The organism is Archangium minus, assembly GCF_044360475.1.
Lineage (GTDB): Bacteria > Myxococcota > Myxococcia > Myxococcales > Myxococcaceae > Archangium > Archangium minus.
Genome location: NZ_CP043494.1, coordinates 10,839,498 through 10,859,661, shown reverse-complemented (window position 1 = coordinate 10,859,661; position 20,164 = coordinate 10,839,498). Strand labels below are relative to the sequence as shown.

Sequence of the window (20,164 nt, the reverse complement as noted above, 5' to 3'; positions counted from 1 at the left end):
GCCTCGCCCCGCATCAACACCCCCTCGTGTCATGGCTCTGTCAGGCTGACACAGATTTTGGCAGCCCGGCCAACCAGTGCTCGAAATCCGGGTGACCATGCAGCGGAGCAAGGTCCTCGTCGGATGCCGCGTAGTCGGCATCTTGGAAGCCAAGCTCGCTGGCGCGCCGCAGCATGCGCATTGCGTCATTTGTGTGACGCGCCCTTGCATGGGCGCATGCGGCGTCATAGGCGAGCCGGGAGCCCGGAGCGTGGGCCAGGCCTGACTCGGCGATCGCCGCCGCCTCCGAGTACGCGCCTCGAATGAAGAGGGGCCGCTCGGCGCAGACGAAGGCCGCCTCCGGGTCCACCCCGGGCAACCGCAGCGCGTGTTGGATGCGCTCTGCGCGGATGAGCGAGCCCGCGTACTCGTGGAGGACGGTGCGGTCTCGTGTCTCGTGCCAGGCCATCTCCCACAGGGCGAGTGCCCGCGACTCATCGCCAATCAAGGAGAAGGCTGCCGCCAGGGCATGTGTCTCCACCGGCCGGCGCTGCACCTGGGAGAAGTGGTCCAACGCGAGGCGTCCCTGGCCATTTTTAAGGGCCACCCAGCCGAGCAGGTGATGGGCGCGCGAGGCCAGGTCCAGGGTGCAGTCCTCCGCCTCCAGCACGGAGAGGCCCCGCTGGCGGGCCTCGTCGAGCCGTCCGCCGGCCATGGCCTCCTGGGCCTGTTGCAGCTCGCGCACCAGTGGCTCGGGCTCCACGCCCGAGGAGACTTTGATCTCCCCGCGCGAGGTGGCCCTGAGCAGCCGCAGCGCCTGAAAGCCGTACAGTCCGAACAGCAGGCCGAGCAGCGGCGCGTGGCGGACCCCAAAGGCCACCAGCGCGACGCACAGCACGAGCGCCAGCCACTGCGCCCCCATGAAGCCCGCCTTCCCGAAGAAGCGCGTGGCCACGGTGCTCACGATGGTGCCTCCATCCAACGTCGGTACGGGCAGGAGGTTGAAGAGGGCCCAGAAGACGTTGGCCGAGCAGAGCCAGCCGAGCAGGAAGCGCAACTGCTCGGCGTCCTCCGCCACGGCGTAGCGCTTCAGGGCCAAGGCCCCCAGGCCGAGCAGCAGCCCGGCGAGGGGCCCCGCGGCGGTGAGCACCACCAGCTTGTGCCAGGGGATGGGGGTGGAGGCGTTGGGCCGGGTGGTGCCTCCCAGCCAGACGAGCTGGATGCTCGGCCGGTAGCCGAAGAGCCGGAGCATCAGCGCGTGGCCCGACTCGTGGACGAGCGCTGAGAGGAAGATGATGAAGATCCACGAGGCGACGACGAGCAGCGCCGTCATGGCATACCCGGGTTCGCCGGGTTGCTGGAGCTGGTGGTAGGGCCAGACGTTCGGGTCCGAGGCGAGCGCCGGCAGATCCCGCACCATCAGGACGCCCAGCAGGGCGGAGAAGAGCAGGTGCGAGAGGTGGACCTCGACGGGGATGCCCCCGAGCCGGAAGCGCAGCATGGGGCCCGACCTTAACTAAAGGAGGGCGGTCGCGCAGGCTCTCGTCCGAGCCCTGGAACAATCCCGCTAATCCGCTAGGTTCCCCGCCGCCATGCTTCGCATCGGTCCCTACTCGCTGCCCAACCCCTTCATCCTCGCGCCCATGGCCGGGGTGAGTGAGATGCCCTTCCGGGTCATTGCCTTCAAGCTGGGGGCCGCTCTGTGCCCCACCGAGCTGGTGAGCTCCCAGGGGCTCATGCGCACCAACCAGCGCACCCTCAAGTACCTGCGCTTCGACGCGGAGGTGGAGCGGCCCTACAGCCTGCAGATTTTCGGGGGGGAGCCGGAGGCCATGGCGCGCGCGGCGGTCATCGGCAAGCAGTACGGGGCGCAGATCATCGACATCAACATGGGCTGTCCGGTGAAGAAGGTGACGAAGAACGGTGCCGGCAGCGCCCTGCTGTGCGAGCCGGACCGGGGCGCCACGCTCGTGCGGGACATCCACGCGGCCACTGGCCTGCCCGTCACTTGTAAAATCCGCTCGGGCTGGGACGCCCACACCCTCAACTACCTCCAGGTGGCCGGGAAGCTCTTTGAGGCCGGGTGCGCCGCGCTCGCCATCCACCCGCGCACCCGGGCCCAGGGGTACTCGGGCAAGGCGGACTGGAACGTCATCGCCGACCTCAAGCGCCACTTCCCGGACCGGCCCATCATCGGCAACGGTGACGTGAAGACGCCCGCCGACGCGCGCCGGATGCTGGAGACCACCGGCTGTGACTTCGTGATGATTGGCCGGGGCGCGCTGGGCAACCCGTGGATCTTCCGCGAGCTGCTCGGGGGACCGCCGCCCACACCCGAGGAGCGCAGCGAGCTGGTGCTCCGGCACTTCGCCGCCCACATCGCGTTCGTGGGCGAGGAGCTCCCCGCGGTGCGCTCCTTCCGCAAGCACCTGGCCTGGTACGCCCACGGCCTGCGCGGGGCCGCCGTCTTCCGCTCCGAGGTGAACCAGCTCGACTCAGCGGAGGCGGTGCGGGACTCGGTGCACCGCTTCTTCCTCTCCGCGCACGTCGACCCGCATGCCCCGGAGGAGGAGCAGGATGTCGACTACCGGGCAGCGCTCGGCTGAGGCGGGACGAGCCGCCGCGTCGTGGCGACCTCCTTGAAGTAGTGGCAGGCCGGGGTAGGGCGGCGCTCGAGCGTCTCGAAGTCCACGTAGTAGAGGCCGAAGCGCGGCCCCCAACCCTCCAGCCACTCGAAGTTGTCCAGGAGACTCCAATAGAGGTAGCCGCGCACGTCCACGCCCTGGGCGCGCGCCTGCAGCACCTGGCCCAGGTGGTTGTGGAGGTAGGCGGGCCGGCGCTGCCCCTCTCGGTCATCCACGCCGTTCTCCGTCACCCACACCGGCAGCCCGTAGCGCTTGAGCTCGCGCAGAATCTGGCCGAAGCCCTCGGGCCAGAGCTCCCAGCCGATGTCGGTGAGGCCCCGGCCGCGCGTGTCCCGGTACTGGAAGGAGATGAAGGGCGGGCGCGGGATGAAGCGCAGGTGGGCGCGCGTGTAGTAGTTCATCCCGATGAAGTCGCACGAGCCGCGCGCGCCGGGGACGTCCACGCGGGTGGAGCCGATGCCGGGCATGTTCACCCGGAGGTGTCCGGACACCAGCGCCTCGTGGAAGGCGTGGTTGTAGGCCTGAGCACCCAGCCGCACGAGCGCTCGGTCCAGCGGGTGCCACCACCGGTCCGGCGCGAAGGCCAGCATGTTCTGAGAGATGCCCAGCTCCACCTTACCGAGCACCGCCTGGAGCTCCTCGCGCGCGGCCACGTGGGCGCGCACCATGTTCTCCAGCGCGATCATCGTCTTCGCGCCGTCGGAGATGCCCGGTGGCATGAGGCCCTGCAGGTAGCCGCCGAGCAGCAGCACCATGGGCTCGTTGAGGGAGATAACGAGTGCATCCAACCCCTTGAGAAGAGGGGCGCAGACGCGCGCGTAGGCGCGGAAGGACTCCACGCTTCCGGGCAGGTGCCACGGCGTCTCACGGTGGAACCAGGTGGGGTGGGTGAAGTGGTGGAGCGTCACCACGGGGCGCAGGCCGCGCGCCTTCATGCGCAGCAGCCGCTCGCGGTAGGCCTCGAGCACCGCGCCGTCGATGCGTCCACGCTCCGGTTCGATGCGGGCCCACTCCAGCGACACGCGGAAGGCGGTGGCGCCCACATCCAGCGCCAGGCCGTAGTCCTCCTCGTAGCGGTTCCAGTGGTCCACCGCGCGGCCGCAGCGCACGTGCGGCTCCTTCAGCTTTCCAGCGCGCTCCCACTCGGACCAGTCGTTCTCGATGCCGCCCTCTACCTGGTACGCGGCGGTGGCGACGCCGAAGGTGAAGTTGTCGGGGAAGGTCATGTCGTGAGCACTCATCGCGGGCGCGCACCGTAGATGCGGCACAGGCGCGCGCAAAGCACCTCGTGCGCGTGTCGGCGCGGTGTCGAGTGCGCGCGAGGTGACAGTCGCCGTCGCTCCGAAAAGATGCGGATCGCCTCCAGAGCCTGAAAATCGGCCTCCGCGAGCACTCGGTTCGAGCCCGCGAAGGTCCTTTGGGGGGATCCGAACGCGCGCGATGCCGAAAAATCGGCGCGCCACGCGTTGCACTACATCACCATGCGTTGACACACTGGCACGGCATCTCTACCATTCATGTCAAGCACTCCCCATGCGAGTGCAGGCCCCACTCCAGGGAGTGGTGGTGAACCAACGGAGGCTTTAGATGGCCGCGAAGAAGAAGACCGCGAAGAAGGCCGCGACGAAGAAGACCGCCGCGAAGAAGACCACCCGCAAGGCCGCTGCTCCTCGCACGGCCAAGAAGGCCACGGCCAAGAAGTCGACGGCCAAGAAGGCTCCGGCCCGCAAGACGACCCGCCGCAAGAGCGCGGCGAAGGCCCCCGAGGCCGCCCCTTCCGAGGGCTAGACGTAAGCGAGTAACTTCGCGCAGTTTGAACGGCTCGGCGGATACTCCGCCGGGCCGTTCTCGTTTTTTGCGTCCAGGAGGACTCGGGTGTCACTGCGTTCCTCGGAGTTGGAGCTGGTGGTGGCGGAAGTGTCCGCGCGGCTGGGGGGCGCGGTGGTGCAGAAGGCGTGGTGTCCGCTGCCGCGCCTGGCCTACCTGGAGGTACGGGTGCCCGGGCGCTCCGTCCTCCTGTGCCTGTGCGCGGAGGGGGAGCTGTCTCGCGTCTCGGTGGCCGCGGAGCGTTTTCCCACGCCGGGAGAGCCCGCTCCCTTCCAGCGCTGGCTGAGGCAGGAGCTGATAGGCCTCAAGCTGATCGGCGCCGCGTGGTCGGAGACCGAGCGCCTGGTGACGCTCGACTTCCAGAGCGAGGACTCCCGGCGGCGGCTGGTGCTGGAGCTGGGCTCGCCGGGGGGGCTCGTGCTGCTGACGGACTCGGGCCGGGTGCTGATGCTCTCGGGAGAGGGACTGGCGCAGCGGCGCGCGCTGCACCCCGGGGCGCAGTGGATGCCGCCGGAGCCGCTGTCTCCCGAGGCGCTCGCCCGAGCCCGGGCCGCCTCGTCGCGCTTCACCACGGATGCGGTGTACCCCCTGGATTTCATGCCCTACGCGGAGGAGGCCGAGCGGCTGCTGGGGCCGAAGGACAAGGCGAGTCGCGCGGAGGCGATCCGCCGGCGGCTGGCGCTGCCGTACCGGGCCCGGCTCAAGCGCTCCGGACGCACGTTGGAGAAGGTGCGCGCGGAGGCCGCGCGGGGCCCGGAGGCCGAGCGGCACCGGCAACTTGGCGAGCTGCTCACCCAGAACCTCTACCGTCTGAAGCGGGGGGCCACGGAGGTGACGCTCACCGCGTACACCGAGTCGGGGATGGAGGAGGTGCAGGTGAAGCTGGACCCGAAGCGGACGCCGAAGGAGGAGGCGGACTGGCACTTCCACCAGTACCGGCGCCTGCTGCGGGGTGTGGAGCATGCACGGCAGCGGGAGGCGGAGCTGGCGCGCGAGGTGGGACACGCGGAGGCGGCGCTGAAGCAGCTCGAGGCGCTGGATGAGGACTCGCTGCTGGCGCAGGCGGAGGTGCTACAGCACGCGGCGTCGGAGGAGGGCCCGCAGGAGGCCCGGCCCTTCAAGGAGTACGTGGGGCATGGGGGCCAGCGCATCTGGGTGGGAAAGGGAGGCGAGGACAACGACACGCTCACCTTCAAGGTGGCGCGCCCCTACCACCTGTGGCTGCACGCGAGGGGGCAGCCGGGCAGCCATGTGGTGGTGCCACTGGCCAAGGGCGTGGAGGTGTCGCAGGAGGTGCTATTGGACGCGGCGCACCTGGCGCTGCACCACTCGGGCGCCAAGGGCGAGCCGCGAGGTGAGGTGAGCTGGGTGCCGGTGAAGTTCGTCAAGAAGGTGAAGGGGGGGGCGCATGGCCAGGTGCTCTACACTCGGGAGAAGACGCTGGTGGTGCGCATGGAGCCGGATCGGCTGGAGCGGCTGTTGAAGACGCGCGGAGGCGAGGCGCCGCCCGTGCCATGAGCCACAAGCCCCCCATGGGCCCGGTGTGCGCCCGCTGTCCGGTGGTGTTGGGCACCTCGTGCTGCGAGGTGAAGGAGGGCGAGCACCTGGCCACCCTCACGCGAGCGGACGTGGAGCGCATCGCCGCGCACACGCGACTGGCGCCGCGGCGCTTCGTCGCCGAGGAGTACTTCACCGAGGAGGAGGCCGCTGCCTACGAGGCACGCCGGCCCCTCTACCGGGGGTACTTCCGCCGGGCCCCGGTGCGGCTGACGCTGGCTACGCGCGCGGGGGCGTGTGTCTTCCATGAGAAGGGACGAGGGTGTGGCCTGCCCGGAGACGTGCGACCGGTGGCCTGCCGGCTCTACCCCTTCGAGCGCTGGCCGGACGGAAGCTGGAGCGTGCTGCTGGAGCGCTACGGTGACCTGGACGAGGCCCGAGCGAGCGGAGGTGCATGCCTGGCGGTGGAGGAGGCTGGGAGCATGGAGGACGTGCTAGCGGCCTTCGGTACGACGCGGGAAGCGGTGGAATCCCTGGGAGAAACGCTCGCGGAGGAGACACGGGCACACGGCCGGGGTTGACGGAACGACGGTGGGCAGGCGAGCGAGTGCCGCCGCTCTTGAGTCCCGGAGGCCTCCGGGTACGATGCCGCCCGCGTGTCGTCGCTTCCGCCCCACCAGATGCACCTCTTCCCGCGCCCTCCCGCTCGTGAGGGTGCTGCGTCCCTGCCTGCGCGCAACCGCGCGGCGGAGGCCTCTCATCGTCTGGCCACTGCCCTCCATGAGGAGGAGCTGGTGCCGGTCGCCGAGGAGTTTCACCAGCAGTCCGCGCGGGCCATGCAGTCCCATTTCACGGTCGCCACCCGGGAGGAGCTGTGGGCCCGGGCCGAGGCACTGGCCTACCGGTTGTCCGCGGAGCTACGGCTGCCCGTGCGGCTGGCGGTGACGGACAACCGCTCGACGATGGTGTCGTTCCGGCGCAGCGCCCACGCGCTGCAGCTGCGGCTGCACCACATGTTCCTCGACGCTCCGGAGCCGGTGGTTCGCGCGGTGGCGGAGTACGCGGGCCGGGGCAACCGTCTAGCGGGCGGGGTGCTGGACGACTACATCCGTGGCCAGCAGCCGCGCATCCGTCAGGAGCGCCACGCGGATGAGGCCGACCTGGAGCCGAGGGGTCGCTACTTCGACCTGCAGGTCCTCTTCGACGAGCTCAACCGCACCTTCTTCCAGGGGGGCATCCAGGCGCGCATCGGCTGGGGCCGCATGCCTCCTCGGCGGCGGCGCAAGTCCATTCGTTTGGGGGTCTACGACCACCAGACGCGGGAGATCCGCATCCACCCAGCGTTGGATCGCGCGGAAGTTCCTTCCTACTTCGTGGAGTTCATCATCTTCCACGAGATGCTCCACCAACTCTTCCCCAGCTCGAACGGGAATGGCCGCCGGGTGCACCACCCACGGGCGTTCCGGGATCGAGAGAAGGCCTTTCCCCTCTATGCTGCCGCACTGCGTTGGGAGCGGGAGAACCTGAACCTGCTGTTACGGGGCTGAGACGCGATCCACTGCCTGCTGCTTTACCAATTTACCGATCGACGCCCATGTGCGGACGCTGCTTGACCCTGCCCGTGGACCGACCCAATCCTGTTTTGCCATATGCGACGCGCGAAGATTGTCTGCACCCTTGGACCGGCCAGCCAGAGTCAGGAAATGCTGGAGGCCCTGATTGAAGCCGGGATGGACGTAGCCCGGCTCAACTTCTCTCACGGCAGCCACGAGCAGCACGCCGAGAACATCGCCAAGCTCCGGGCGGCCTCGTTGAAGGTCCGCAAGGCGGTGGGCATCCTGGGAGATCTCCAGGGCCCGAAGATCCGCACCGGCCGCTTCATCACCGGCAGCACGGAGCTGAAGCACGGCAGCGAGTTCCACATCACCACGGACGAGACCGTGAAGGGCACGGATGAGATCGTGTCCACCACGTACCCGTTCCTGGCGGCGGACGTGAATCCGGGAGACCGCATCCTCTTGGATGACGGCCTGCTGGAACTCAAGGTCATCGAGACGGACAAGAAGCAGCTCATCCGCACGAAGGTCATCCACGGCGGTACCCTGAAGAACAACAAGGGCATCAACCTGCCGGGCGTGGCGGTGCGAGCGGACGCGCTGACGCCGAAGGACCGAGAGGACCTGGTGTTCGGCATCAAGGCGGGCGTGGACTTCATCGCCCTGTCCTTCGTGCGGCAGCCGTCGGACCTGGACATGGCGCGCTCGGCGATGGCGGAGGTGGGCCGCACGGTGCCCATCATCGCGAAGCTGGAGAAGCCGGAGGCCATCGCGCGGCTGGACGCCATCCTGGACAAGACGGACGGCGTGATGGTGGCGCGTGGTGACCTGGGCGTGGAGATTCCGCCCGAGGAGGTACCCTCGGTGCAGAAGGACATCGTGCGCCGGTGCAACATGAGGGGCCTGCCGGTCATCGTGGCCACGCAGATGCTCAACTCGATGATCGACAACCCGCGGCCCACGCGCGCCGAGGCCAGCGACGTGGCCAACGCCGTCTTCGACGGAGCGGACGCGGTGATGCTGTCGGGCGAGACGGCCAGCGGCAAGTTCCCCATCGAGTCGGTGCAGATGATGGAGCGCATCGTGCTGGCGGCCGAGTCCACCGTTCGGGCGCAGGGGCTGATGGCGCCGACGGAGTCTCCGGTGGGATTGCCCTCGCACTTCCCGGACGTGATCGCGGCGAGCGCGTGCTACGCGGCGAAGCAGGCGGGAGCGTCGCTCATCGCGGCCTTCACGCTGTCGGGTGTGACGGCGCGGCTGCTGGCGCACTACCGGCCGCCGGTGCCCATCGTGGCGTTCAGCCCCAACCAGGAAGTGCGCCGTCGGCTGGCGCTGCTGTGGGGCGTGGTGCCGCGGGTGCTCGAGCCCATCCAGGAGACGGAGGCGATGGTGCGCCGGGTGGAAGAGGAGCTGGTCTCGCGGGGTCTGGCGCGCAAGGGAGACCGAGTGGTCATCGTCTTCGGCGCACCGGTGGGTCAGCCCGGCAAGATCAACAGCATGCGGCTGCACATCATCGGCAGCTGAAGTCCTCCACCTCCTCCCTCTCCCTCTGGGAGAGGGTCGGGGTGAGGGTAGGCGAACCCCAGGTTGGGTCCGCGAGTCCCCTAACCGCGAGACTCGCGCAGGGCCCGCTTGGGAATCTCGGCCTCGACAAAAATACGGAACAGCTCCACATCCAGCTGACCGCTGTGCGCCTCTTTCTTGAGGATGTCGAGCGCGAGCTGGTGGGGCACGGCCTTCTTATAGGGCCGATCGCTGGCGGTGAGGGCGTCGTAGATGTCGGCGATGGACATCATGCGCGACTGCACGGGGATGCTCTTGTCAGGGACGGCGCGCGGGTAGCCGGTGCCGTCGAGCTTCTCGTGGTGTGCGTAGGCGATCTCCGGCACGCGGCGCAGGGTGCGCGTCCAGGGAATTTGCGAGAGGAAGCGGTAGGTGTGCTCGACGTGGCTCTCGATCTCCCGGCGCTCCTCTTCGGAGAGGGTGCCCTTGGCGATGGAGAGGGACTGGATCTCCCGGTCGAGCAGCAGCGAGCGCTCCTGATCGAAGGCGTCCTGGAAGCGCAGGCTCCGCAGCTCGTGCAGCCGCTCGAAGTTACCCTGGGCGAGCACCGTAGGCCGGTTGCAGGTGAGGACGAACTCGAGCACCTCGTCCAGCTGCTTAAGCTCCTGGGCGAGCCGGGCATCCTCCTCGGCGTCGATCTCCGCCAGGTGGTGGGTGCCCCGGAGCTTGGCGGCGGCGAGCCGGCGGCGGTAGCTCTGGAGCTGCAGATCCTTCCGGGCGAGCTGGAAACGAGCCCGAAGCCCCTCCAGCTCGTGGGGGTAGAGCTTCTCGGCCTTGACGAGCACGGGCTCGCGCACGCCCACCTTGCCGAAGTCATGCAGCAGTGAGGCGTAGCGCAGCTCCTGGAGCTCGGTGACGCTGAAGCGCGTATGGGCGTAGAGGCCGGTGTTCACGTGCTCGAGCGCGCGCGCCATGGCCACGGTGAGGTCGGCCACGCGGCCCGAGTGACCCGCGGTGGTGGGATCTCTCGATTCGATGGCCACCACGGAGGCGGAGACGAAGCCCTCGAAGAGGCGGTTGATCTCCTCGTGGAGCAGGGCGTTCTCGATGGCGCCGGCGGCCTGAGCGCCGAGGGCGAGCAGCAGCTCCTCATCCTCGGAGTCGAAGGGGTGTCCGCTCAGCTTGTTGAGCGCCTGGATGACGCCGGTGACCTCGCCGTTGGCATCGCGCATGGGCACGCAGAGCACGCTCTGGGTGCGGTAGCCGCTGAGGTTGTCGAAGGTGCGGTTGAAGCGCTCGTCGGCGTAGGCGTCTGGGAGGTTGATGACCTCGCCCGTCTGGGCCACCTGGCCGGCGATGCCATTGCCCACGGGCAGGCGGATTTCACTCTTGGAGCCCTGGGCCACCTTGCTCCACAGCTCATTGCGTTCGCGGTCGAGCACGAAGAGGGAGCAGCGGTCCGCCTCCACCACCTTGCTGGCCTCGTAGAGGATGAGGGGCAGCAGCAGATCCAGGTCGCGCTCGGCGCTCATGGCCTTGGTGACGTCCAGGATGGACGTGAGCTTCTTGAGGCGCCGGTTGAGGTCTGGAGGTTGGGGCGGCTGGGTCTGTGGAAGCACCAAGAATGGCTCCATCATGGTACGGCGCGCGGCCTGGGAGGACCCTTCTTAGCACGGCGTAGGTGCTGCCCGCCCCCCCGGGGGTCCCACACCTGGGGAATCAGGACACTTCAGGCCGCCTGCTCGCTCACCGAGCGGGTACCACCTGGGAGGGGAAGTGGCTATGTAGCGCCCATGAACCGCCGCGTCCTCATCTCCCCTTCGTTGCTGTCCTCCGATTTTGGCCGCCTGGCCGAGGAAGTCCGAGCGGTGGAAGCCGCCGGAGCGGATTGGATCCACGTGGACGTGATGGATGGGCGCTTTGTGCCCAACATCACGCTCGGCCCGGTGGTGGTGGAGGCGATCAAGAAGGCGGCCTCGCGGCCGCTCGACGTCCACCTGATGATCGTCGAGCCCGAGAAGTACGTGGACGCCTTCGCGAAGGCGGGGGCGGACATCCTCACGGTGCACGTGGAGGCGTGCACGCACCTGCACCGGGTGCTGCAGCAGATTCGCCACGCGGGAGCGAAGCCGGCGGTGGTGCTCAACCCGGCCACGCCGCTCTCGACGGTGGAGGAGGTGCTGGGCGACGTGGAGATGGTGCTGCTGATGAGCGTGAACCCCGGCTTTGGAGGCCAGAGCTTCATCGAGCCCACAGTGGACAAGGTGCGGCGGCTGCGCGCCATGCTGGATGCGCGGGGGCTGTCCACGCACATCGAGGTGGATGGGGGGATCAACGCCGAGACGGCCCGGCGGGTGGTGGACGCCGGGGCGGACGTGTTGGTGGCGGGCTCGTACGTGTTCGGCTCGAAGGACTACGCGGCTGCCATTCGCTCGCTGCGTCCCTGAGCGAGCGGCCTCATGCTCCGGCGGCGGCCTTCACACCCGCCATCCGAGCCACCCGAGTCATGAAGGTGGGGTCGAAGGGCTTCACCTCATAGGCATCGGCGCCGAGCTCGAAGCACACGTGGCGGGTGAACTGGTCCTCCACGCCACTGAGGATGATGACCTTGCACTCGCGCGTCTCGGGGTCCTGCTTGAGTTGGGCGAGGAGATCCCGACCATCCTCGTTCTGGTGGATGTCCAGGATGATGACGGCTGGCCGGTACTTCCGAGCCAGCTCCAGGACATGTTGGGACGTGGTGTCCGCCACCGAGGCGAGCCCCGAGCGACGAGCTTCCCGGGAGAGTGCGGACACGACGAGCGGCTCATCATCGGAGATGAGGATGACCGGAGAGAGCATGGGACCCCGGGGTGGCTTTGCGGTACGGGGTTCTGCCAAGCAAGCAGTGTTCCTGAGGACTCCCCCCGCAAAATGGATGGGTTACGAGCCAGGAGCATGGGTCAATGGAGCCCCAGGGGTCCTGAAGAACCCTGGGAGGGCGGCCGGAATGAAAAGCTGATCCATGGGCGTTGACTAGGCCGGGCGGGTCGGGTACATCCCCGCCCACTTCGACGGCCCGAGAGCAGTTCCGGCGAAGGACATAGCGGTATCGGGGAGTGGCTCAGCCTGGTAGAGCACTTGGTTCGGGACCAAGGGGTCGCAGGTTCAAATCCTGTCTCCCCGACCATTCGAAAGCCCTGGAGTTTCGCGGATATCCGCTGAAACTCCAGGGCTTTTGTTTTTTGCCCGGCTCCGCCCCCCAGCAGTAAACCCGCAGCAAGCAGAGGGTGCTCGTTTCTGGCGGCCAGCTGGGCCGGGCGTTCGTTGCCCGCGCGCGGGGTCGGGGCTTAGACTCTGCTCGATGGCAACCAAGGAAGACCTCCTCTCGGATGTGCTGCGGCTCCCGCCCGAGGAGCGCGCCGAGGTTGCTCACAAGCTTCTGCTCAGCTTGGAAGAAGAGGCGGAGGATCCGGAGGTCCAGGCCGAGTGGTCCGTGGAACTGGAGCGTCGCGCCCGTGAAGTGCTCGACGGGAGCGTGAAGACGGTTTCCTGGGAGCAAGTCGAGGAGCGCATCATCGCTCGGCTCGATCAGCAGCGGTGAAGGTCCGTATCGAACTCCACCCCGAAGCTGCCCGTGAGGTGGAGGCGGTCGTGGATTGGTACGAGGGCCAACCGCGGGCCTGGGAGCCGAATTCTTCACTGAACTCCGCCGGAGTCTCCGGGGGATGGCCGAGAACCCTCGCGCCAACCCTCAATGGCTAGGCGGGCGAACGAGGGACTTGGAAGTGAGGCGGTTCCTCATGGAGCGATTCCCATTCGCGCTGCCTTACCTCGTGTTGGAGGAACTCGTGGTGGTGCTCGCTGTCGCGCACGTTCGTCGCCGGCCGGGATACTGGATCCAGCGAGTGAGGCCGTTGCGGCAGCGCTGAAGCCTCGGCTCCTTCTCCTTCTCCGCTTCAGTTGGTCCGTAGCCCCCGGGAAGGTGTCAAAGGATTCATTCCGGCACCTCGTCTCTCGAGTCCTGTTCGGGAGGTCGCGGAGCGGCTGGGGGGCCGGGTCACCGTGTGCCGGCTGAGCGAACGGGGCTCAAATGTTCGCCTCTTTCGCTCTATGGACACGACACTACCACCCTTGTAGCGCCGAGGTTGCCGAAGTCCTCAGTGACGCGCCGCATCTCGTCGACAGCTCGTAGGCGGACGCGCTCGCCGCGCGCCTCGCGTTCGTCTCCTTCCATTCGCTCTACTGCAGTGACCTCGGCGGGCCCTGGCGACGGCGCGCCGCATCGCCGCTCGTACGGGCTACACCGTCCTCGAGGACATGCGCCTGCGTGAGCGCGGCCTGGGCATCCTGGAAGGGCTCACTCGGGACGAGACGAGCCAGCGCCACCCCGAGGTGTTTGCAGAGTATTCGGCGGGCGGGCCGGACTTTGTCGTCCCCGGTGGCGAGAGCACGTCCCAACGGCTCTGCCATGCGGTCGAGTGTCTGGAGGAGCTCGGCGCCCGCCACGCGGGAGCCTTCCGGCTGGTGACCTGGGGAGACGTGAACCACCTGAGGGACGCCAGCCGCGACGACACGTGAGCGTCTGGGTCTCAGAGGCGAGCCTGGTTCCAACCTGCTTTCGAGCAGGGAGCGCAACAGGACACTGTTCGAGAAGCCACTCCGCCTCCGATTCCGGAACGATTCATTTGCCGAGGGGTCGGTGGCTAGCATCCCCCGCCTGGGGTCTGAGAGGTCTGGACGGGGGGCATCATGCGTCTTGCACGAGGTCTTGTTGCCGTCACCGCGGGAATGGCGACGGTTCTTGCTGGCTCAGCCGCCGCACAGGGCGGAGGTGGAGAGCCGGGTGGCGGTGTCCAGTGTGGCGACACGATCACCACAAGCACCCGGCTCACCCATGATCTCTCGTGTCCGGGCACGGATTCCCCTGCGCTCCTGGTTGCCGGCTCGGGCGTCGTCCTCGATCTCGGCGGCTACACCGTGCGCCGCGCCGGCTCGGAGACCGGGCTGTCGGAGGGCATCCGGGTACTGGCCAACAGCATGGTGCGCAACGGTACGATCCGGGGGTTCGACCGGGGGTACGTGCTCGGCGACGAGGCGCTGCCTTCCCCCTCGCAGGTAGGGCTGTCCCGGCTCACGTTCATCGACAACGGGGTCGCCGTCTACAACCGGAGCGGCAACACGACATTCACCATCACGGACTGTCGGCTGCTGGGGAATGGCTCAGGGTTGGGCAGTGAGCAGGACGCGAGCCGAGGCACGTTCCGGGTGCTGTCGACGTTCTTTTTTGGCAACCGGCTCGCGTTGTCGGCGAACAGCCATTCCGTCGAAGTGGTCGACTCGACCTTCAGCCACAACGAGGTTGTCGTCTGGTGTCCCGATGGGAGCGTCTCCTTCACGTCGAGCCGGCTCGTGCGGAACCACGTGGTGGGCGATATCCGGCTCGGCGAGTTCGGTTACGGTTTCTGCCGGGTGATTTCGTTCTTCGACACGGTGCTCTCGCGCAACGGCTCACTCGCACCCACAGGCGAGTCGGCATGGGAGCCGTTCGGCTTCGTGCTGCGTGATTCGCGAGTCGTCGGTAACACCACGGGCCTCTTGGTCAGAGCCAGGACGGTCGATGTCCAGGGCAACACCTGGTGGGACAACGAGGGCGGCCTGACTCTGGCTGACCTGCCGGAGTACGTGCCTCCCGAGCTCACCGGCACGGTGAGCGGCAATCGCTTCCTGAGCAACCGGGGTGACGGCTTCCGGGTGTTGGTTCCCAGCACCCTCACGGTGTCCCGCAACGTCGCGATCGACAACTCGGGCTGGGGTATCTACGCGCCAGGTGTGATCGACGGAGGCGGCAACGTCGCGCGAGGCAACGACGCGGGCAACTGCGTCGGTGTCGTCTGTACCCTCCGTTGACGCACCCGCGGGCGCCTGGGGGGAGTGTTCAAGGGGTGTACATCAACCTGCCCGACAGCCTGATTGTAGCCCTCCCCTCCGCGCAACACAGTGCCGCCCATGCACCAAATCATCTCGTTCGCGGATCCCGAGCAGTGGGAGCGTGCGTATGCGCAAGCTGCACGCAAGGACGTCTACTATCGCCACGCCTATGGGGAGTTGTGCCGGTGCATGGGGGACGGAGAGCCCTTCCTCTTCGCGTACGAAGACAGCGCGGGCAACAAGGTCTGCTATGCCTTTATCCGCAGGCCCCTTCAGGCGTTGCCCTTCGCTCAAGACGCACGGCTTGAGGGCGACTGGTATGACATTATCAGCCCCACCTACGGCTATGGAGGCCCGCTCTGTGCAGAGCCTCGCGAGCAGGTGCTTCGTGCGTTCCGGGAGGAGTTTGAGGCGTACTGCCGCAGCGCGAACATTGTCAGCGAGTTCGTACGCTTCCACCCCCTGTTGGGGAACCACCGTCTCCTCGGTGGGATGATGGACATCGTCTACGACAGGGAGACTGTCTTCATCGACCTGACCCGGACGGAGGAGGAGCTCTTCGCCCGCTACCACCCCAACCACCAGAGGAACATCCGCAAGGCGCAGAAGAGCGGGTTGGAGTTTCGCGTCCTCCTTGCGCACGAGGCGCTCCAACACCTCGAGGTGTTCTACCGCCTCTACCGGGCGACGATGGATAAGGTGCAAGCGGTTGAATACTACTACTTCTCAACCGAGTACCTGGAGCGGCTGTTCTCTCGCTTCGGCCAAGACGCCTTGCTCGGCGCGGTCTTCCTCGAAGGAAGGATGATCTCCGCTGCCCTGTGCCTGCGCGAAGGAGACACACTTGTCTACCACCTGGGGGCCTCGGATAAGGAGGCGCTGCACCTCGGGACGAACACCTTCCAGTTCCACCACATTGCGTTGTGGGCAAGGCGGAACGGGCTCCGTGCCTTCCACCTGGGCGGAGGCCATTGGGGGAGGGATTCGCTCTTTCAGTTCAAGTACCGCTTCAACTCGGAGGGCACGCTCGAGCTCCACAACGGGAAGAAGGTGCACCGTCCCGAGGTGTATGCGCGATTGGTCGAGAGCTGGAAGCGCTACCACGCCCAGGAGCTTCCCGAGCCCTATTTCCCGGCCTATCGGACCCGGCCAGTGGTGCGCGCGGTGGCTCCCTCGCTGGAGGCGGGGCCCCTTCCCGGGCCTACCGCCACTGCCATCCAGGCGTTGCTGCCGCGCCCTGCCGGCAATCCCCTCCAGATGACGGAGTAGAGGAAGGGAGCGAAGCCAGCTCAGCGGTCCTCTCTCTGACGTTTGACGCGCGCTGGAACCCCGACCACGACCACTCGGGGTGGAACATCGGTGAGTACCACCGAGCCAGCGCCGACCACTGCTTCATCCCCGACGGCTTTGCCTGGCAGGACGGAGGCCCCAAGCCCGAGGTGCGCGAACGCTCCGATTCGCACGGCTCCCCCGAGTGTTGCATTGGGCGAGAGGTGGGCGAAGGCGCCGATCTCGCAGTCGTGCTCAACGATAGCGCCGCTGTTGATGATCGCTCCGTTCGCGACCCGCGCATCCGGATTGATGACCGCCTGGGCCATGACGACGACTCCCGCGCCGAGTTGGGCGGAGGACGCCACGGCGGCGGTCGGGTGAATCAAGGTGAGCGGAATGATCCCAAGCCGCTCGCATAGCTCATAGACGCGACACCGCGCCTGGTTCTCTCCAATTCCCAGCGCAACCCTCACATTGGACCGACGTGCTTCGAGCCAGGTGGCACCTCCGAGGATGGGAAGGTCGAGTACCCTCCCTCCCTCCGGTGCCTTATCGTCGACGAAGCCCTCTACGCTCAGACCGCGGGTCAATGCGATGTCGGCGACCACCTTTCCGTGTCCCCCACATCCATAGATGACCAGCTTGGGCGTTGTTCTCGTCTGTGCCACTGGCATTCACCGGATCGAAAGTGCGGCTTGGGGGTGGCACTTAGCACCATTGCCCCTGTTGTTGACATGGATGCTGGCTGTACGGGACGCCGCGTGAACACTCCCGTAGGAGATGCGCGCGGCCCGTGTCCACGTCCGTGCAGACGTGGAGCTGCGCGAGGATTCCCCGGCTGTCCCAAAGGGAGGGATATACGCCCATTACCTTTCAGGTGACTCGTCTCAAAGGTCCATGCGCTCCAGGGCAGCTTGGAACCGGAGTTCCCACTCTCCACCCTCTGCTGCCGGATCAAGACAGGGCAATCCACAGCAGTGCCCACACAAGTCCAGAGTGAGGAGAGCTGATGGCTCGAGGAATGAGTGAAGGGGTCCTTCCTGCCGCCGAGCACCCAATGGAGCAGGTGGTGGGTATTCCGCGTTCCTCGCCACGCCTGCGTTCGTTGCTTGTGCTTCTGTTGGATGCGGCCATCACCGTGGGTGCGCTCTTCTGTGCGGTGCTGTTGCGCTTCGATGGAGAGTTGCCCACGCAGTGGCAGACGGCGTTCGAGCACAGACTGCCCGTGCTGCTCTCGGTGCGTATGGCCACCCTTGTCTGGTTCCGGTTGCACCGCTGGTCCTTCCGCAGCTCCGGTCTCAACGAGGCGGCCCGGCTCGTTCTGGCCAACGCGGTCGCCACCATCATGTTCGAGGCGATCCGGTCCTTCTTCTTCTTCGAAGCCTTGCCCCGCTCGGTGGTCGCCATCGAGTTCTTCCTCTCCACGGCGCTGATGGGGGTCCATCGGTTCGCCCCACGGATGGCGCAGCTCTGGTACCTCGACCAGAAACGCTCCCGGGCCCGGGGCTCGCAGCGGACGATCGTCGTCGGGGCGGGGAGCGCGGGGGATCTCCTGCTGCATGACCTCCTGCGCACGCCTGGCAGCCCTTGGCACGTCATCGGGCTCGTGGATGATGATCCGGCCAAGCATGGCACCTTCCTCAATGGCAAGCCGGTGTTCGGCTCCATTGACGCGCTGCCAGAGCTGGTGACGAAGCACCGCGTGACCCAGGTGCTCATCGCCATCCCCCGCCTGCCCCCCGAGCGCATCCGGCACATCCTGGGCCTGTGTAAGCACCAGAACGTGGGTTTCAAGATCATCCCCGCGTCTTTTGCCTACCTGGATCAGAAGATCACCGCCGCGATGCTGCACGAGCTCAGCCCGGAGCACCTGCTGCCCCGGGACGTCATCTCCTTCGATCAGGAGGAGGTGCACAGGCTCATTGTCGGCCGCCGCATCCTCGTCACCGGGAGCGCGGGCTCCATAGGAAGCGAGATCGCGCGCCAGGTCGCGGCGCACGCGCCTGCTTCGCTCGTGTTGCTCGACATCAACGAGAATGAGCTCTACCTCCTCGTACGCCAGCTCCAGGAGCGCCACCCGAATCTGCCGGTGAGCGCCATCGTGGCAGACATCCGGGACCAGGAGCGGCTGATGCGCCTCGGGAGGGAGCACACCCCTCAGTACGTCTTCCACGCGGCTGCGCACAAGCATGTGCCCCTGATGGAGGACTCGCCCGAGGAGGCCATCAAAAACAATGTCTTTGGCACGTTGAACGTTGCTCACATGGCGGACGCCTGTGGCGCGGAGCGCTTCGTGCTCATCTCCACCGACAAGGCCGTCCATCCCACGTCGGTCATGGGGGCCTCCAAGCGGCTCGCTGAAATGGTCATCCGAGACGTTGCGGCCCGTTCACGCACCGCGTTCACCGCCGTTCGCTTTGGCAATGTGCTTGGTTCGGCTGGTAGCGTGGTGCCACTTTTCAAACAGCAGATCCAACGGGGGGGACCGGTCACGGTGACGCACCCGGACTGCACCCGCTACTTCATGGTCATCCCCGAGGCGGTTGGGCTCGTGGTGCTGGCGGGGCTGCAGGGCTACGGGGAGCTGTGCATCCTCGACATGGGGACTCCCGTGCGCATCGCGGAGCTCGCCGCGAACATGATCACCATGGCGGGGCTGGTGCCGGGCAAGGACATCTCCATCGTCTACACGGGGCTGCGTCCGGGCGAGAAGCTCGAGGAGACGCTGCTGAGCGAGGAGGAGGAGCTCACTCAGCAGGTTCGCAACCGCATCAAGGTGGCCCAGAGCCCGGCCCCACCTCCGGACTTCCAGCTCCAGCTCGAGCGGCTGCGGCGAGTGGCGCAGGCGGGTGACGCGTTCGGCGTCATGCTCGCCCTCCGCAACCTCATCCCGACGTACAGCCCGGCGAAGCTCCGGGCGGCCGAGCGGTCTGAGCGCCTGTGAGCGCTCAGCGCCGAGGTGCCCGGTAGGCTGGAAAGTAGTCCCCGGGAGGGCCGCCCGCCGACAGGTGGGCGTACACCTCCGGATTGCAGATGAGCTCGTGGGTGTAGAGGCGGAAGCTCGCGTTCGCGAAGCCCCGCTTGAAGGCTTCGAGACTGTCGCCTGGGTGCATTCCGCCCCCCAGGTTGAGCGGCATCCCAAGCTGCCTGCTGAGCTCGAGCAGCGCCGTGAAGACGTTCTTGGCCGGCGAGCGCGCCAGGTACGCGTTGATCGTCCCGCCGAGGTAGTAGTGCAGCACCCCATCGCTGGAGACGCCGACCGCCGCGGAGGCCACCTGGCCGTCTGGTGCACGCGCCGTCGCGAGCCATGCGGCGGGTGAGGAGAACAACTCCTCGAAGTACGAGTCCGGGAAGAAGTACCGGGCGCTCGCCTCGTCGCGCACCATGGTCTGCCGGTAGGCCTGCTTGAAGCCCTCCCGTTTCTCGCGCGAGGCCTCGCGCGCCGGGCAGTAGGTGCTCTCAAATCCCAGCCGGACGTTGCGCCGGATATGCCGGCGGTGCATCTCCCGGAACTCGATGGGCAGGCGAGGGTCGATGAAGAACACCTCGTTGCGCTCCGTCCCACCCGCGAAGCAACGGGGACCGGTCAGGCGGTCACGCACGAAGATGCTGACGAGCTCGGTGCCTTGCCAGTCCACCGCTTCCTTGGACACCTCGCTCAGCCCGTCCATCACCCCGCTGGGGTATCCGTACGGGGAGACGGCGTCTCGATAGGGCGTCCCCTCGATGGGCCGAACGATGAGTGGAATCCGCAGCGATGTTTCCTCGCCTCCGTCGATGACGAGGGTGTGCGTCACACCCTCGGCACGCAGGTGGTGCTCCGAGCGGAAGTAGTCTTCCGACAGCGCCGACTTCCCCCCGTCGGGAACCAGGACGGCCCGCAGCTGCTTCATTGCCGTCACCGCGGGTTGCACCAGCGTCTTCATGCCCGCCCCCCTTTCACACGGTCCTGTCAGCCCGTGAACGCTCTCCAGC

The 20,164-nt window shown here is 67.2% G+C and carries 18 protein-coding genes and 1 tRNA gene; 13 read left to right on the top strand and 6 right to left on the bottom strand.

Annotation, left to right across the window (positions count from 1 at the left end):
- Nucleotides 1–40: 40 nt before the first annotated feature.
- The gene (locus F0U60_RS44510; RefSeq protein ID WP_395809429.1) at nucleotides 41–1,480 is read right to left on the bottom strand and encodes a site-2 protease family protein; all 1,440 of its coding nucleotides are present in this window, start codon (nucleotides 1,478–1,480) and stop codon (nucleotides 41–43) included.
- Nucleotides 1,481–1,571: 91 nt separating this feature from the next.
- Between F0U60_RS44510 and dusB the strand changes: the two genes are divergently transcribed.
- A complete protein-coding gene (dusB, locus tag F0U60_RS44505; RefSeq protein WP_395809427.1) occupies nucleotides 1,572–2,585 on the top strand; it encodes a tRNA dihydrouridine synthase DusB in 1,014 nt (337 codons plus the stop codon).
- Here dusB and F0U60_RS44500 read toward each other — a convergent pair.
- Nucleotides 2,564–3,865, bottom strand: a complete 1,302-nt coding sequence (locus F0U60_RS44500; protein ID WP_395809425.1) for a glycoside hydrolase family 1 protein — start codon at nucleotides 3,863–3,865, stop codon at nucleotides 2,564–2,566. The genes dusB and F0U60_RS44500 overlap by 22 nt on opposite strands.
- 346 nt (nucleotides 3,866–4,211) lie before the next feature.
- On the opposite strand from F0U60_RS44500, the gene F0U60_RS44495 reads away from it, so the two are divergent.
- From F0U60_RS44495 to pyk, 5 genes are all read left to right on the top strand, one after another.
- Nucleotides 4,212–4,412, top strand: coding sequence for a hypothetical protein (locus tag F0U60_RS44495; protein WP_395809423.1), 201 nt, complete (start codon nucleotides 4,212–4,214; stop codon nucleotides 4,410–4,412).
- Nucleotides 4,413–4,499: 87 nt separating this feature from the next.
- Nucleotides 4,500–5,969, top strand: coding sequence for an NFACT RNA binding domain-containing protein (locus F0U60_RS44490; protein WP_395809421.1), 1,470 nt, complete (start codon nucleotides 4,500–4,502; stop codon nucleotides 5,967–5,969).
- On the top strand, nucleotides 5,966–6,529 hold the full coding sequence (locus F0U60_RS44485) for a hypothetical protein (RefSeq protein WP_395809419.1): 564 nt from the start codon (nucleotides 5,966–5,968) through the stop codon (nucleotides 6,527–6,529). The genes F0U60_RS44490 and F0U60_RS44485 overlap by 4 nt, the downstream gene beginning before the upstream one ends.
- Nucleotides 6,530–6,628: 99 nt before the next feature.
- Nucleotides 6,629–7,495 carry a hypothetical protein gene (locus F0U60_RS44480; RefSeq protein ID WP_395825720.1) on the top strand — a complete coding sequence of 289 codons (867 nt, stop codon included), beginning with the start codon at nucleotides 6,629–6,631 and terminating at the stop codon, nucleotides 7,493–7,495.
- Nucleotides 7,496–7,597: 102 nt separating this feature from the next.
- A complete protein-coding gene (gene pyk, locus F0U60_RS44475; RefSeq protein ID WP_395809417.1) occupies nucleotides 7,598–9,028 on the top strand; it encodes a pyruvate kinase in 1,431 nt (476 codons plus the stop codon).
- 80 nt (nucleotides 9,029–9,108) lie between these two features.
- Here pyk and F0U60_RS44470 read toward each other — a convergent pair whose 3' ends face one another.
- Nucleotides 9,109–10,641 (bottom strand): HD domain-containing phosphohydrolase, encoded by a 1,533-nt coding sequence (locus F0U60_RS44470; protein ID WP_395825717.1) that lies wholly within the window; start codon nucleotides 10,639–10,641, stop codon nucleotides 9,109–9,111.
- Nucleotides 10,642–10,800: 159 nt separating this feature from the next.
- Here F0U60_RS44470 and rpe point away from each other — a divergent pair, with 159 nt between their 5' ends.
- Nucleotides 10,801–11,454 carry a ribulose-phosphate 3-epimerase gene (rpe, locus tag F0U60_RS44465; protein WP_395809415.1) on the top strand — a complete coding sequence of 218 codons (654 nt, stop codon included), beginning with the start codon at nucleotides 10,801–10,803 and terminating at the stop codon, nucleotides 11,452–11,454.
- A gap of 10 nt (nucleotides 11,455–11,464) precedes the next feature.
- Here the strand turns inward: rpe and F0U60_RS44460 are convergent, their stop codons facing one another.
- A complete protein-coding gene (locus F0U60_RS44460) occupies nucleotides 11,465–11,848 on the bottom strand; it encodes a two-component system response regulator (RefSeq protein WP_395809413.1) in 384 nt (127 codons plus the stop codon).
- A 251-nt stretch (nucleotides 11,849–12,099) separates the two neighbouring features.
- On the opposite strand from F0U60_RS44460, the gene F0U60_RS44455 reads away from it, so the two are divergent.
- The 5 genes from F0U60_RS44455 (at nucleotide 12,100) to F0U60_RS44435 (ending at nucleotide 16,186) form a co-directional block, all read left to right on the top strand.
- A tRNA-Pro gene (locus F0U60_RS44455) sits at nucleotides 12,100–12,176 on the top strand.
- A 174-nt stretch (nucleotides 12,177–12,350) separates the two neighbouring features.
- On the top strand, nucleotides 12,351–12,590 hold the full coding sequence (locus F0U60_RS44450) for an addiction module protein (protein ID WP_395809411.1): 240 nt from the start codon (nucleotides 12,351–12,353) through the stop codon (nucleotides 12,588–12,590).
- A 662-nt stretch (nucleotides 12,591–13,252) separates the two neighbouring features.
- Entirely contained in the window at nucleotides 13,253–13,567 is a 315-nt protein-coding gene (locus F0U60_RS44445) for a histidine phosphatase family protein (RefSeq protein ID WP_395825714.1), read from the top strand.
- A 171-nt stretch (nucleotides 13,568–13,738) separates the two neighbouring features.
- Entirely contained in the window at nucleotides 13,739–14,896 is a 1,158-nt protein-coding gene (locus F0U60_RS44440; RefSeq protein ID WP_395809409.1) for a right-handed parallel beta-helix repeat-containing protein, read from the top strand.
- Between the two features lie 99 nt (nucleotides 14,897–14,995).
- Complete coding sequence (locus tag F0U60_RS44435) at nucleotides 14,996–16,186, top strand: lipid II:glycine glycyltransferase FemX (RefSeq protein WP_395809407.1); 1,191 nt, start codon at nucleotides 14,996–14,998, stop codon at nucleotides 16,184–16,186.
- Between the two features lie 20 nt (nucleotides 16,187–16,206).
- Here F0U60_RS44435 and F0U60_RS44430 read toward each other — a convergent pair whose 3' ends face one another.
- Entirely contained in the window at nucleotides 16,207–16,863 is a 657-nt protein-coding gene (locus tag F0U60_RS44430; protein WP_395809405.1) for an acetyltransferase, read from the bottom strand.
- 335 nt (nucleotides 16,864–17,198) lie between these two features.
- Between F0U60_RS44430 and F0U60_RS44425 the strand changes: the two genes are divergently transcribed.
- The gene (locus tag F0U60_RS44425; RefSeq protein WP_395809403.1) at nucleotides 17,199–19,133 is read left to right on the top strand and encodes a polysaccharide biosynthesis protein; all 1,935 of its coding nucleotides are present in this window, start codon (nucleotides 17,199–17,201) and stop codon (nucleotides 19,131–19,133) included.
- Nucleotides 19,134–19,137: 4 nt separating this feature from the next.
- Here the strand turns inward: F0U60_RS44425 and F0U60_RS44420 are convergent, their stop codons facing one another.
- On the bottom strand, nucleotides 19,138–20,115 hold the full coding sequence (locus tag F0U60_RS44420) for a GNAT family N-acetyltransferase (RefSeq protein WP_395809401.1): 978 nt from the start codon (nucleotides 20,113–20,115) through the stop codon (nucleotides 19,138–19,140).
- Between the last annotated feature and the right edge of the window lie 49 nt (nucleotides 20,116–20,164).

What these genes read in the sequence shown, in the direction of transcription:
- F0U60_RS44510 (WP_395809429.1), bottom strand. Translation starts at nt 1,480, where the DNA reads ATGCTGCGCTTCCGGCTCGGGGGCATCCCCGTCGAGGTCCACCTCTCG.
- dusB (WP_395809427.1), top strand. Translation starts at nt 1,572, where the DNA reads ATGCTTCGCATCGGTCCCTACTCGCTGCCCAACCCCTTCATCCTCGCG.
- F0U60_RS44500 (WP_395809425.1), bottom strand. Translation starts at nt 3,865, where the DNA reads ATGAGTGCTCACGACATGACCTTCCCCGACAACTTCACCTTCGGCGTC.
- F0U60_RS44495 (WP_395809423.1), top strand. Translation starts at nt 4,212, where the DNA reads ATGGCCGCGAAGAAGAAGACCGCGAAGAAGGCCGCGACGAAGAAGACC.
- F0U60_RS44485 (WP_395809419.1), top strand. Translation starts at nt 5,966, where the DNA reads ATGAGCCACAAGCCCCCCATGGGCCCGGTGTGCGCCCGCTGTCCGGTG.
- F0U60_RS44480 (WP_395825720.1), top strand. Translation starts at nt 6,629, where the DNA reads ATGCACCTCTTCCCGCGCCCTCCCGCTCGTGAGGGTGCTGCGTCCCTG.
- pyk (WP_395809417.1), top strand. Translation starts at nt 7,598, where the DNA reads ATGCGACGCGCGAAGATTGTCTGCACCCTTGGACCGGCCAGCCAGAGT.
- F0U60_RS44470 (WP_395825717.1), bottom strand. Translation starts at nt 10,641, where the DNA reads ATGGAGCCATTCTTGGTGCTTCCACAGACCCAGCCGCCCCAACCTCCA.
- rpe (WP_395809415.1), top strand. Translation starts at nt 10,801, where the DNA reads ATGAACCGCCGCGTCCTCATCTCCCCTTCGTTGCTGTCCTCCGATTTT.
- F0U60_RS44460 (WP_395809413.1), bottom strand. Translation starts at nt 11,848, where the DNA reads ATGCTCTCTCCGGTCATCCTCATCTCCGATGATGAGCCGCTCGTCGTG.
- F0U60_RS44450 (WP_395809411.1), top strand. Translation starts at nt 12,351, where the DNA reads ATGGCAACCAAGGAAGACCTCCTCTCGGATGTGCTGCGGCTCCCGCCC.
- F0U60_RS44440 (WP_395809409.1), top strand. Translation starts at nt 13,739, where the DNA reads ATGCGTCTTGCACGAGGTCTTGTTGCCGTCACCGCGGGAATGGCGACG.
- F0U60_RS44435 (WP_395809407.1), top strand. Translation starts at nt 14,996, where the DNA reads ATGCACCAAATCATCTCGTTCGCGGATCCCGAGCAGTGGGAGCGTGCG.
- F0U60_RS44430 (WP_395809405.1), bottom strand. Translation starts at nt 16,863, where the DNA reads ATGCCAGTGGCACAGACGAGAACAACGCCCAAGCTGGTCATCTATGGA.
- F0U60_RS44425 (WP_395809403.1), top strand. Translation starts at nt 17,199, where the DNA reads ATGGCTCGAGGAATGAGTGAAGGGGTCCTTCCTGCCGCCGAGCACCCA.
- F0U60_RS44420 (WP_395809401.1), bottom strand. Translation starts at nt 20,115, where the DNA reads ATGAAGACGCTGGTGCAACCCGCGGTGACGGCAATGAAGCAGCTGCGG.